The organism is Modestobacter sp. VKM Ac-2985 (genome assembly GCF_026967925.1).
Taxonomy (GTDB): domain Bacteria; phylum Actinomycetota; class Actinomycetes; order Mycobacteriales; family Geodermatophilaceae; genus Modestobacter.
In genome coordinates this window covers 410958-422969 of record NZ_JAPVBI010000003.1, presented here as the reverse complement: position 1 = coordinate 422969, position 12012 = coordinate 410958, and the positions used below count along the sequence as shown (strand labels likewise).

At 72.7% G+C, this 12012-nt stretch carries 11 protein-coding genes; 7 read left to right on the top strand and 4 right to left on the bottom strand.

What is annotated here, in order from left to right:
* Positions 1 to 2: 2 nt before the first annotated feature.
* On the top strand, positions 3 to 1196 hold the full coding sequence (locus O2V61_RS18055; protein ID WP_269184653.1) for a fatty acid desaturase family protein: 1194 nt from the start codon (positions 3 to 5) through the stop codon (positions 1194 to 1196).
* Positions 1197 to 1268: 72 nt separating this feature from the next.
* Here the strand turns inward: O2V61_RS18055 and O2V61_RS18050 are convergent, their stop codons facing one another.
* The 4 genes from O2V61_RS18050 to O2V61_RS18035 all read right to left on the bottom strand — a co-directional run bounded on the left by O2V61_RS18050 (position 1269) and on the right by O2V61_RS18035 (position 4928).
* Entirely contained in the window at positions 1269 to 1673 is a 405-nt protein-coding gene (locus O2V61_RS18050) for a universal stress protein (protein ID WP_269184652.1), read from the bottom strand.
* On the bottom strand, positions 1670 to 3199 hold the full coding sequence (locus O2V61_RS18045; protein ID WP_269184651.1) for a tripartite tricarboxylate transporter permease: 1530 nt from the start codon (positions 3197 to 3199) through the stop codon (positions 1670 to 1672). The genes O2V61_RS18050 and O2V61_RS18045 overlap by 4 nt, the downstream gene beginning before the upstream one ends.
* Before the next feature lie 10 nt (positions 3200 to 3209).
* Entirely contained in the window at positions 3210 to 3842 is a 633-nt protein-coding gene (locus O2V61_RS18040; RefSeq protein ID WP_269184650.1) for a tripartite tricarboxylate transporter TctB family protein, read from the bottom strand.
* A 72-nt stretch (positions 3843 to 3914) separates the two neighbouring features.
* Positions 3915 to 4928 carry a Bug family tripartite tricarboxylate transporter substrate binding protein gene (locus O2V61_RS18035; RefSeq protein WP_269184649.1) on the bottom strand — a complete coding sequence of 338 codons (1014 nt, stop codon included), beginning with the start codon at positions 4926 to 4928 and terminating at the stop codon, positions 3915 to 3917.
* A 140-nt stretch (positions 4929 to 5068) separates the two neighbouring features.
* Between O2V61_RS18035 and O2V61_RS18030 the strand changes: the two genes are divergently transcribed.
* From O2V61_RS18030 to O2V61_RS18005, 6 genes are all read left to right on the top strand, one after another.
* Positions 5069 to 5962 (top strand): LysR family transcriptional regulator, encoded by an 894-nt coding sequence (locus O2V61_RS18030; protein WP_269184648.1) that lies wholly within the window; start codon positions 5069 to 5071, stop codon positions 5960 to 5962.
* A 134-nt stretch (positions 5963 to 6096) separates the two neighbouring features.
* A complete protein-coding gene (kdgD, locus tag O2V61_RS18025; protein ID WP_269184647.1) occupies positions 6097 to 7011 on the top strand; it encodes a 5-dehydro-4-deoxyglucarate dehydratase in 915 nt (304 codons plus the stop codon).
* Between the two features lie 47 nt (positions 7012 to 7058).
* Positions 7059 to 8414: an enolase C-terminal domain-like protein gene (locus tag O2V61_RS18020; RefSeq protein WP_269184646.1), complete on the top strand. Its 1356-nt coding sequence runs from the start codon at positions 7059 to 7061 to the stop codon at positions 8412 to 8414.
* An 18-nt stretch (positions 8415 to 8432) separates the two neighbouring features.
* The gene (locus O2V61_RS18015) at positions 8433 to 9599 is read left to right on the top strand and encodes an L-talarate/galactarate dehydratase (protein WP_269184645.1); all 1167 of its coding nucleotides are present in this window, start codon (positions 8433 to 8435) and stop codon (positions 9597 to 9599) included.
* Positions 9600 to 9625: 26 nt separating this feature from the next.
* Positions 9626 to 11140 carry an aldehyde dehydrogenase (NADP(+)) gene (locus O2V61_RS18010; RefSeq protein ID WP_269184644.1) on the top strand — a complete coding sequence of 505 codons (1515 nt, stop codon included), beginning with the start codon at positions 9626 to 9628 and terminating at the stop codon, positions 11138 to 11140.
* Entirely contained in the window at positions 11137 to 12012 is an 876-nt protein-coding gene (locus O2V61_RS18005; protein ID WP_269184643.1) for an ATP-grasp domain-containing protein, read from the top strand. The genes O2V61_RS18010 and O2V61_RS18005 overlap by 4 nt, the downstream gene beginning before the upstream one ends.

Here is a 12012-nt window from a genome sequence, read left to right as displayed (position 1 = left end):
ACATGACCGTCCTGCAGAAGAAGCCCGACAACCCGATCGCCCACCTCTCCGAGGCCGACATCGAGGCCATCGGCCGCGAGCTCGACGCGATCCGGCAGACCGTGGTGGACAGCCGGGGTGAGGACGACGCGGCCTACATCCGCCGGGTCATCGACGTGCAGCGCAAGATGGAGCTGGCCAGCCGGGCCGTGCTGCTGTTCTCCAGGTTCCCGCCGGCCTGGGTGCTGGGCACCGCCGGGCTCTCGGTCGCCAAGATCCTGGAGAACATGGAGATCGGGCACAACATCCTGCACGGGCAGTGGGACTGGATGCGCGACCCGAAGATCCACTCCACGACGTGGGAGTGGGACATGGCCAGCCCGTCGGAGCAGTGGAAGCACTCGCACAACGTCCTGCACCACACGTACACGAACGTGATCGGCAAGGACAACGACCTCGGCTACGGCATCATGCGCGTCGACGAGGACCAGAGGTGGGTGCCGCTGTACCTGCTCCAGCCGGTGTGGAACTTCGTCAACGCCTGCTTCTTCGAGTACGGGATCGCCGCCTACGACCTGGAGCTGGGCAAGAACCTGGCCACCAAGGAGCGGCGCGCCGACCCGGGCTTCCGCGCCCGTGGCAAGCAGGTGCTGAAGAAGATCGGCAAGCAGATGACCAAGGACTACGTCGTCCACCCGGCGCTGTCGGGTCCGTCGTTCCTGCCCACCCTGGCGGCCAACTTCACCGCCAACGTGGTGCGCAACGTGTGGTCGCACTCGGTGATCATGTGCGGGCACTTCCCGGAGGGCGTGGAGACCTTCGAGAAGAAGTCGATCGACGGGGAGACCCGCGGTGAGTGGTACCTGCGCCAGATGCTCGGCTCGGCCAACATCTCCGGCAGCAAGGCCATGCACATCATGACCGGGAACCTGTCCCACCAGGTCGAGCACCACCTGTTCCCGGACCTGCCGAGCAATCGGTACGCCGAGATCGCCCCGCAGATCCGCGACCTGTTCGCCCGCTACGGGCTGCGGTACCACTCCGCCTCGCTGCCGCGCCAGGTCGGGTCGGCCTGGCACAAGGTCATCCGGCTCTCGCTGCCCAACGGCTGGCTGGCCCAGACCACCCCGGCCAACGCCCCGGCCCAGGTCGTCAAGCTCTACAAGATGACCACCGGTGGCCCGAAGGTCCGCCGGGCGCTCCAGGCCGCCGCCTGACCGACGGTCCCCGCACGCAGCACGAGGCCCGCCAGGAGATCTCCTGGCGGGCCTCGTGCCGTCCGGGGTGGCTCAGCCGGCGCTGGACTGCGGCTTGACCGCGAGCACCGGCCGGTCGGCGTCCAGCAGGATCCGCTGGGCGCTGCTGCCCATCAGCAGCTTGCCGACGGGGGAGCGGCGGCGCAGGCCGATCACGATGACCGAGGCGTCGACGGACTCGGCCACCCGGAGCAGCTCGTCGGCCAGGTCGCCGGTGTGCGGGGTCTGCCGCAGCTCCAGGGCGACGCCGTCGGCCTCGGCGCGGGAGGTCAGCGACCGGACCAGCTCCGGTGGTGCGACATCGGCGCTGACGGGAGCTCCGCCCCGCGGGGTGTTGAGCACCAGCAGCCCCTCCTGCCGGCGGCGGGCCTCGGCGAGGCCGGCCGTGAAGGCCGCCTCGCCCTCGGGCGTGGGGACGAAGCCGACGAGGACGGTCACACGAGCTCCTTGGTGTTCGGGTCGGAGGTGTCCTGGGCCGGGTCCTGCCGGCGACGGTCCCGCAGCGCCGAGACGAGAGGGTAGATCGCCACGACCAGGAACACGACGAGCAGGGTGCCCGAGATGGGACGGGTGAAGAAGCCGGTCGCGTCACCGTCGAAGATCAGCAGCGAGCGGCGCAGCCCGTCCTCCAGCAGAGCACCCAGCACGAAGGCCAGCAACAGCGGGCCGGGGTCGAAGCCGCCCTTCTTCATCAGGTAGCCGATCACGCCGAAGACGATGACCAGCATGATGTCGAAGACGTTGTTGTTGACCGTGTAGACGCCGATCAGCGTGATCAGCACGGTGATCGGCGCGAGGATGGCCGGCCGCACCCGCAGGATCTTCACGAACAGCCCGACCAGCGGGATGCTCATGATCAGCAACAGGATGTTGCCGATGTACATGGAGTTGACGACGCCCCAGAACAGCTCCGGCTCCTCGCTGACCAACTGCGGGCCGGGGGTCACCCCCACCACCAGCAGGGCGCCGAAGATCACCGCCATGGTCGCGTTGGCCGGGATGCCCAGCGTGAGCAGCGGGATGAAGGACGACGTCGCGGCGGCGTTGTTCGCCGTCTCGGGCCCGGCCACGCCCTCGACCGCGCCCTTGCCGAAGCGCTCCGGGGTCTTGGAGCGCCGCTTCTCCACCCCGTAGGCGGCGAGCGAGGAGAGGGTCGCGCCACCCCCGGGGAGGATGCCGAGGACGAAGCCGATCACCGATCCGCGGCCGATCGCGCCCGAGGACTGGCGCAGGTCCTGGCGGGAGGGCCAGACGTTGGCGACCTTGGTCGGCGCCTGGATGGCCTTGTGCCGCTCCTCCAGGTTGTAGAGGATCTCGCCGAGGCCGAACAGGCCCATCGCGATCGGCACGAAGTCCAGGCCGTCGGCCAGGTTCAGGTTGTCGAAGGTGAACCGCTCGGTGGCGGTGAAGCCGTCGCGTCCGACCGTGGCGAGCAGCAGCCCGATGCAGGCCGCGACGACCGCCTTGAGCCGGTCTCCGCTGCTGACGGTGGCGACCAGCAGGATGCCGAGCAGCGCCAGGGCCGTGTACTCCGGCGGTCCGAAGTCCAGGGCGAAGCCGGCCACGACGGGGGCGAGGAAGGACAGCGCGACGATCGAGACCGTGCCGCCGACGAACGAGCCGATCGCCGCGATCCCCAGCGCGGTCCCCGCCCTGCCCTGGCGGGCCATGGCGTAGCCGTCGAAGACGGTGACCACCGACGACGCCTCGCCCGGCAGCTTGAGCAGGACGGAGGTGATCGTGCCGCCGTACTGGGCGCCGTAGAAGATGCCGGCCAGCATGATGATCGCGGTCACCGGCTCGATGCCGATGGTGATCGGCAGCAGGATCGCGATCGTGGCGGCCGGCCCGAGGCCCGGCAGCACGCCGACCAGCATGCCGACGACGACGCCGATCAGGCAGTAGAGCAGATTGGTCGGTTCCAGGACGACGGTGAAACCGTCGAGCACCGGGGCGAGGTCCAACGGACTCTCCTCAGAAGAGGTGCGGGATGGGGACCGAGAGGGCCGCCACGAAGACGAGGTAGAACGCGACCACCACGGCGATGCTCACGATCGCCGAGGTCCGCCAGCTCTCGCCGCCGAGGAAGCGCAGCCAGACGAAGGCCAGCAGCGCGGCGGGGATCTCGAAGCCGATCGTGCCGATGAGGGCGACGAAGACCAGCATCGTGGCCAGCCCGGCGAGGACCAGCCAGGAGGACCTCGTGAACTGCTCGGTGTCGGTGGTCCTGCGGGCGGTGGCCACCAGGCCGATGCCCAGCACGACCAGCAGGAGGCCGAGGAGCAGCGGCCAGAGGCCCGGCCCCGGGGTGCGGGCGGTGCCAGCGCCGAGCGCCAGGGCGCCGACGACGGTGGCCGCCCCCAGGACGACGACGAGTGCGGCCACCACCATGTTGGTGGCCGGGCCGGCCGGTGGCGGGCGGTGCTCCGCCTCCTCCTCGACCTCCTGCGCCAGGTCCTCGAGGCCGTGCAGCGTCTCGGGGGTGTCGGTCGTCGCCGGGGCGGTGTCGGTCGGTCGGGGCGTCACGTCCCCCGGGGGGCTGGCCCCGGCGGCCGTGTGGCTGCCGGGGCTCGCCGGGGTGTGCGACCCGTTGTGCGCAGAGCTCACGACTGCTCCTCGCTCCTGCTCGGGGTCATCGGGACGCCGGACGCGTCCCGATGACCATCGGGGTTCCGAGGATCACGCATCTCCACCGAGGTTGATGCCGTACTCCTCGACCACGGCACGGTAGTTGTCCAGGTTCTCGGTCCACCGCTCCCGGATCTCCTCACCGTCGACCTCGAGGGGGGTGAGCAGGTTGTCCTCGTTGAGCTGCTGGTAGCCCTCCGTCCCGAACGCGGCCTCGAAGCCGTCGCGCAGCGTCTGCATGACGTCGTCCGGCAGGCCCTGCGGGGCGAACACGGCGCGCGACTGCTGCACCGGCACGTCGTAGCCGGCCTCGACCGCGGTGGGGGTGTCGGGCAGGTAGCTCGGACGCTCCTCGGCGAAGGTCACGATCGGGGTGAGGGCGCCGGACTCGATCTGCTCGATGGCCTCACCGAGCTGGACGGAGCCGACGTCCACCTGCCCGCCGAGCACGGCGGTCAGCGTGGGCGACCCGCCGTCGAACGGGACGGCGGTGGCGTCGATGTCGGCCTGGGCGAAGAGCAGCTCCTGGGACAGCTGGCTGCCGGTGCCCACGCCGGTGGTGCCGAAGGTGATCGCGCGACCGGCGGCGGCCAGGTCCTCGACCGTGGCGAGGCCCGAGCTGGGCGCGGTCACCAGGACGTAGTCGTCGAGGGAGAGGCCGGTGACGATGTCGAAGTCGGCGATGTCGGGCACCGCGCCCTCGTCCACCGCGAGCGGCGTGATGTAGGCCAGGCTGCCGTTGTAGACCATGAGCGTGTGGCCGTCCGGCTCCTCGCCGGCCAGCGACTGCGCGGCCAGGGCGCCGTTGGCGCCGGGCTGGTTCTCCACGGTGACCGGGACGCCGAGCTCGTCGGAGAGGCCGTCGGCGGCCGCGCGGGCGATCAGGTCGGTGCTGCCGCCGGGGTCCTGGCCCACCAGGATGGTGATCGGGTCGCCGCCGGGGAACTCCTCCCCGGAGTCCGACCCGCCGCCGCCGACGTTCCCGCCGCAGGCGGCGAGGGAGAGCGCCAGGGTGAGTCCGGCTCCGGACAGTGCCCAGCGACGGGCGCGGTGGTTCGTGGTCATGGTGGTTCTCCTCTTCGAGAAGCCGTCGGTCCGGCCGGGGGCGCTGTGAGTGCCGTCACGAACGCGGGATGACCGAAGCGTAGGAACGGCCGCTCATGCCTGTCCAAATCCATTGCGGCATTGATTGATACCTTGACTGCATGGCGTTCACCCTGGAGCAACTCCGTGGTTTCGTCGCCGTCGCCGAGGAGCTGCACTTCGGTCGCGCGGCCGAGCGGCTCTCGATGACCCAGCCCCCGCTCAGCCGGCAGATCCAGAAGCTGGAGCGGGTGGTCGGTGCCCAGCTGCTCGAGCGGGACAACCGGCGGGTCGAGCTCACCGCTGCCGGCGAGGTCTTCCTGGTCGAGGCGCGCCGGCTGCTCACCCTCGCCGACGGGGCGCCGGAGCTGGCGCGCCGGGTCTCCTCCGGGTCCAGTGGCGTGCTCCGGATCGGCTTCACCGCGGCGTCCGCCTACGGCGTGCTCGGCCGGCTGCTCGACGACCTCGGCGCCGCGCTGCCCGACGTGGACGTCGACCTCGCCGAGATGGTGACCCGGGAGCAGGTGGCCGGCCTGCTGGCGGAGGAGATCGACCTCGGACTGGCCCGGCCGCCGTTCGACGCCGAGCGGTTCGGTTCCCGGCTGCTGCACCGCGAGTCCCTGCTGGTCGCCGCCCCGCTCGGGCACCGGCTGCTGGCACTGGACCGGCCGGTGGTGGCGGCCGACCTGGCCGGTGAGCCGGTGGTGATGCACTCGCCGACCCAGGCGCGGTACTTCTACGACCTGGTGGTCGGGTTCGTGCCGATGGCCTCGGAGAACGCGGTGCACACCGTCAGCCAGGTGCTCACCATGCTCTGGCTCGTCGCCGCCGGCCGGGGGGTCGCCTTCGTCCCGGAGTCGGCCGCCGGGCTGACCATCGCAGGGGTCGGGCTGGTGCGCCTGGAGACCCCGGTGCCCGAGCCGGTGGAGCTGCACCTGCTCTGGGCACGGGAGTCGAAGAACCCGGCGCTGTGGCGGGCGCTGGCCGTACTGGCGGACGGGCAAGCGCTTTCATGATGCCCTGCGTGCATCGAGTGATGCGGAACTGCTCTTGGACAGGCATCGCGGGCCGTTCCTAGGGTGACGTCGACCACCGCCCACGACCTCCGGTCGACCAGTGCGCGGACCCGTCGACCCCAAGGACACGAGCTGTGACGTTGCTGCCCCCGGATGCTCTCGCCGACCGGCTGAAGTCCGGCCTGCTGTCGTTCCCGGTCACCCACTTCGACGCCGAGCTGCAGTTCGACGAACCCCGCTACCGCGAGCACCTGGCCTGGCAGTCGAGCTTCGACGTGGCCGGCCTCTTCGCCGCCGGCGGCACCGGGGAGGGCTTCTCGCTCACCCCCGCCGAGATCGACCGCGTCGTCCGGGTCGCCGTCGACGAGATCGCCGGCCGGGTGCCCGTCATCGCCCCGGCCACCGGCGGGACCGCCGTGTCCGTGGCCCAGGCCCAGGCCGCCCAGGCCGCCGGCGCCGACGGCCTGCTGCTCTTCCCGCCCTACCTCACCGAGGCCAGCCAGGCCGGCCTGGTCGAGCACGTCAGCGCCGTCTGCCGGGCCACCGACCTCGGCGTGGTGGTCTACAGCCGGGCCAACGCCGTGCTCACCGACGGCGCCGTCGCCGAGCTCGCCGACCGGAACCCCAACCTGATCGGGCTCAAGGACGGCGTCGGCGACATCGAGCAGATGACCCGCACCTACGCCAAGGTCGGCGACCGGCTCATCTACGTCGGTGGCCTCCCCACCGCCGAGACGTTCGCGCTCCCGCTGCTTCAGCTGGGGGTGAGCACGTACTCCTCGGCGCTGTACAACTTCGTGCCCGAGTTCGCGCTCCGGTTCTACGCGGCCGTCCGCGCCCAGGACCGGGTGGCGGTGTACGGGATGCTCAACGACTTCGTCCTCCCGTACCTCGACGTCCGCGACCGGGCCCGCGGCTACGCGGTCTCGATCGTGAAGGCCGGTCTCACCGCGGTGGGCCGGGACGGCGGCCGGGTGCGCCCGCCGCTCACCGACCTGACCGAGGCCGAGCTCGGCGAGCTGACCACGTTGGTCTCCAAGATCTCCTGAACCAGGTCTCCTGGACCCGCTGCCCGCCGTCTGCTGAGAGGAACCCGATGACCGGCACTGCGCCCTCTGTCGCCCGCGTGGAGGTGCCGACCGTCGCCCGCGTCGAGGTGGTGCCCGTCGCGGGGCACGACAGCATGCTGCTGAACCTCAGCGGCGCGCACGGCCCGTTCTTCACCCGCAACATCGTGATCGTCACCGACAGCGCGGGCCGCGAGGGCGTCGGCGAGGTGCCCGGCGGCGAGGAGATCCGCCGGACGGTCGCCGACGCCGGCCCGCTGCTCGTCGGGCAGCCGGTGGCCGCCTTCGGCCGGCTGCTGCGCTCGGTCGCGGACACCTTCGCCGACCGGGACGCCGGCGGCCGCGGTCTGCAGACCTTCGACCTCCGGACGACGATCCACGCGGTGACCGGGCTGGAGTCCGCATTGCTGGACCTGCTCGGGCAGCACCTCGGGGTGCCGGTCGCCGAGCTGCTGGGCGAGGGGCAGCAGCGCGACGCCGTGCCGATGCTGGGCTACCTGTTCTACGTCGGGGACCGGACGGCGACCGACCTGCCCTACGTCGCCGAGGCTGCCCCCGCCGACGACTGGGAGCGGCTGCGCCGGGAGCCCGCGCTCACCCCCGAGTCGGTCGTCGCCCTGGCCGAGGCGGCCCAGGCCCGCTACGGCTTCGCCGACTTCAAGCTGAAGGGCGGGGTGCTCGCCGGCGAGCAGGAGGTCGCCGCCGTCCGGGCGCTGGCGCAGCGCTTCCCCGACGCCCGGATCACGCTGGACCCCAACGGGGGCTGGCTGCTCGCCGACGCCGTCCGGCTGCTCGGCGACCTGCACGGGGTGCTCGCCTACGCCGAGGACCCGGTCGGGGCCGAGGGCGGCTTCTCCGGGCGGGAGGTCATGGCGGAGTTCCGGCAGACCACGGGGCTGCCGACGGCCACCAACATGATCGCCACCGACTGGCGGCAGATGGCCCACGCCGTCCGGTCGCACGCCGTGGACATCCCGCTGGCCGACCCGCACTTCTGGACCATGCGCGGGTCGGTGCGGGTGGCCCAGCTGTGCGCCGACTTCGGCCTGACCTGGGGCTCGCACTCCAACAACCACTTCGACATCTCGCTGGCGATGTTCACCCAGGTCGGCGCTGCCGCACCGGGGGAGATCACCGCGCTGGACACCCACTGGATCTGGCAGGACGGTCAGGCGCTCACCCGGTCGCCGCTGCAGATCCGGGACGGGCAGATCGCCGTCCCCACCGCGCCCGGGCTCGGCGTCGAGCTGGACCGGGACGCCCTGGCCGCGGCGCACGAGCTCTACCGCGAGCACGGCCTCGGCGCCCGGGACGACGCGGTCGCCATGCAGTACCTCGTCCCCGAGTGGCGCTTCGACCCCAAGCGCCCCTGCCTGGTCCGCTGACCCCCCTTGGAGCTCCCGATGACCACGACCGCTCTCGCCCCGACGCCGGCCCCCGCCGTGCTCGACCGGATCTCGGAGGTCACGCTCTCCTCGGTCACGCTGCCGCTGCCCAACCCGATCAGCGACGCCAAGGTGTTCACCGGCCGGCAGCGGCCGATGACCGAGGTGGCCTTCCTCTTCGCCGAGATCCGCACCGAGGCCGGGCTCGAGGGCGTCGGCTTCAGCTACTCCAAGCGGGCTGGTGGGCCGGCGCAGTTCGCGCACGCCCGGGAGATCGCCCCGGACCTGATCGGGGAGGACCCCAGCGACATCGCCCGGCTGTGGACCAAGCTGGTCTGGGCCGGTGCCTCGGTGGGCCGCAGCGGTGCCTCCACCCAGGCGATCGCGGCCTTCGACGTCGCGCTGTGGGACCTCAAGGCCAAGCGCGCCGGGCTGCCGCTGGCCAAGCTGCTGGGGGCCCACCGGGACTCGGTGCGCTGCTACAACACCTCGGGCGGCTTCCTGCACGAGACGATCGAGCAGGTCAACGAGAACGCCACCCGCACGCTGGAGAGCGGCGTCGGCGGCATCAAGATCAAGGTCGGCCTGCCCGACTCCGCGGAGGACCTGCGCCGGGTGCGCGCCGTCCGCGAGCACCTCGGGGACGGCGTCCCCTTCATGGTCGACGCCAACCAGCAGTGGGACCGGCCCACAGCCATGCGGGTCAGCCGCCGGCTGGAGGAGTTCGACCTGGTCTGGATCGAGGAGCCGCTGGACGCCTACGACGCCGAGGGTCACGCCCAGCTGGCCCGCTCGCTGGACACCGCGATCGCCACCGGCGAGATGCTCACCTCCGTCGCCGAGCACCGCGAGCTCATCCGGGCCGGCTCGGTCGACATCCTGCAGCCCGACGCCCCGCGGATCGGCGGCATCACCCAGTTCCTCAAGCTGTCCGCGCTCGCCGACGAGGCGAACCTGCAGATCGCACCGCACTTCGCCATGGAGATCCACGTCCACCTGGCCGCGGCCTACCCGCACGAGCCGTGGGTCGAGCACTTCGACTGGCTGCACCCGCTGTTCAACGAGCGGCTGGAGACCCGCGACGGCCGGATGCACCTGTCCGACCGCCCCGGTCTCGGTGTCACCCTGACCGAGCAGGCGCGCGCCTGGACCGTGGACCGCGTCCACGTCGACGCGCCCCGCTGAACCCGTCCACGAAGAGGAGTCCCGACATGAGCGACGTCGTCAGCATCGACCCGCGCACCGGAGAGACGGCCGAGGTCGTCGCCCCGGAGACCAGCACGGCCGAGGTCGCCCGGCTCTGCGAGGCGGCGCTGGCCGCCGCGTCCGGGCTCGAAGAGCTCGGCCGCGACGGCCGGGCGGCGCTGCTGCGCGCCCTGGCCGACGCCCTGGAGGCCCGACGGGAGGACGTCGTCGCCGTCGCCGACCGGGAGACCGCCCTGGGCACCACCCGGCTGAACGGTGAGCTGACCCGCACCGCCTACCAGCTGCGGCTGTTCGCCGAGGTGCTCGCCGAGGGCAGCTACCTCGAGGCGACGATCGACCACCCCGGCGACACCCCGATGGGCCCGCGCCCGGACCTGCGCCGGATGCTGCTGCCGATCGGCCCGGTCGCGGTCTTCGGGGCCAGCAACTTCCCGCTGGCGTTCTCCGTGCCCGGCGGGGACACCGCCTCCGCGCTGGCCGCCGGCTGCCCGGTCGTCGTGAAGGCGCACGGCTCGCACCCGGCCACCTCGCAGCTGGTGTTCGAGGTGCTGGTCGAGGCGGCCCGCGCGGCCGGCGCCCCCGAGGGGACCCTCGGCCTGGTGCACGGCCTGCAGGCCGGCGCCGACCTGGTCGCCCACCCGGCGATCCGCGCGGTCGGCTTCACCGGGTCGGTGAACGGCGGCCGCGCGCTGCTGCAGATCATCGAGCAGCGGCCCGACCCGATCCCGTTCTTCGGCGAGCTGAGCAGCCTCAACCCCGTCGTGGTCACCCCGCAGGCCGCCGCCGAGCGCGCCACCCAGCTGGGCACGGAACTGGTCGGCTCCTTCACCCTGGGCGCCGGGCAGTTCTGCACCAAGCCCGGCCTGGTGCTGGTGCCCGCCGGCGCCGAGGGCGACCAGGTCGTGGACGCGATGGCCGAGGCGGTCCGCGGCAGCAGCCCCCAGGTGCTGCTCAACGAGGGGATCGCGGCGTCCTTCGGGAAGCTGTCCGCCGCCATCGCCGGTGCACCCGGCGTCACCGCCGTCGCCCGCGGCACCGAGGTCGACGGCACCGGGTTCGCCGCGACGCCGCTGCTGCTCACCACCTCGGCCGCGCAGCTGCCCGAGCAGGTCACCGAGGAGGTCTTCGGACCGGTGACCGTGGTGGTCCGGTACGACGGCGAGCCGGAGCTCTTCGCCGCGCTGGGGAAGATGCCCTCCTCGCTCACCGCCACGGTGCTCCGCGGGGCGGGGGAGACGCAGCTGCCGCTGACCGTCTCCCAGGAGCTGCGCACCCGGGCCGGCCGGATCGTCTACGACGCCTACCCGACCGGGGTCGCCGTCTCCTGGGCCCAGCACCACGGTGGCCCCTGGCCGTCGACGAACTCCCAGCACACCTCGGTCGGCACCTCGGCGATCCGCCGGTTCCTGCGCCCGGTCACCTGGCAGGGCGCCCCGGCCGAGGTGCTCCCCGCCGAGCTCACCGACGGCTTCACCGGCATCCCGCGCCGGGTGGACGGCGTCCTGCAGCTGCCGGCGTGAGCGCCCGGGTCGCGCTGGTCAGCAGCGAGCGGGGGCTGCGGGTCGACCCGGACCTGCCGATCGCGGCGTCGGCGCTGCGGGACGCCGGGCTGGCCGTCGACCTGGTGCGCTGGGACGACCCGGACGTCGACTGGGCCGGGCTCGACCTGGCCGTCGTCCGGTCCTGCTGGGACTACGCCTGGCGCCGCGCCGAGTTCCTCGGCTGGGCGGAGTCGGTGCCCCGGCTGCGGAACCCGGCGCCGGTGCTGGCCTGGAACACCGACAAGACCCACCTGCGCGACCTGGCCGGCGCCGGCCTCCCCGTGGTGCCCACCGTCTGGGGCCCCACCGAGGCCGGGCAGCTGCCCGACGCGGGGGAGTGGGTGGTCAAGCCGTCGATCTCGGCCGGCTCCCGGGACACCGCCCGCTGGACCGACCCGGCGGCGGCGCTCGGGCACGTCGCCGAGCTCACCGCCGCCGGCCGGACGGCGATGGTGCAGCCCTACCTGGCCAGCGTGGACGACGCCGGGGAGACCGCGATGCTCTTCCTCGGCGGCCGGTTCACCCACGCCGTGCGCAAGGGGCCGCTGCTGCAGCGCGGGGAGGGCGTGCGCCAGGACCGGGACAGCCGCGGTGACCTGCGCGCGGTCGACCCGACCCCGGCGCAGCGGGCGGTCGCCCAGGCGGTCCTCGACGCCGTCCCGGACCTCGTCCCGAGCTCGGTCCCGGGCACCGAACCGCCGCTGTACGCCCGGATCGACCTGGTCACCGACGACGCCGGCCGCCCGGTGGTGCTGGAGCTGGAGCTCACCGAGCCCAGCCTCTTCCTGCCCCAGGCCCCGGAGACCGCGGTGGCGCAGTGGGTGACCGCGGTGTCGGCCGCGACCCGGTGA

Coding starts and splice junctions, on each gene's coding strand:
- O2V61_RS18055 (WP_269184653.1), top strand. CDS start 3: ATGACCGTCCTGCAGAAGAAGCCCGACAACCCGATCGCCCACCTCTCC.
- O2V61_RS18035 (WP_269184649.1), bottom strand. CDS start 4,928: ATGACCACGAACCACCGCGCCCGTCGCTGGGCACTGTCCGGAGCCGGA.
- O2V61_RS18030 (WP_269184648.1), top strand. CDS start 5,069: ATGGCGTTCACCCTGGAGCAACTCCGTGGTTTCGTCGCCGTCGCCGAG.
- O2V61_RS18020 (WP_269184646.1), top strand. CDS start 7,059: ATGACCGGCACTGCGCCCTCTGTCGCCCGCGTGGAGGTGCCGACCGTC.
- O2V61_RS18015 (WP_269184645.1), top strand. CDS start 8,433: ATGACCACGACCGCTCTCGCCCCGACGCCGGCCCCCGCCGTGCTCGAC.
- O2V61_RS18010 (WP_269184644.1), top strand. CDS start 9,626: ATGAGCGACGTCGTCAGCATCGACCCGCGCACCGGAGAGACGGCCGAG.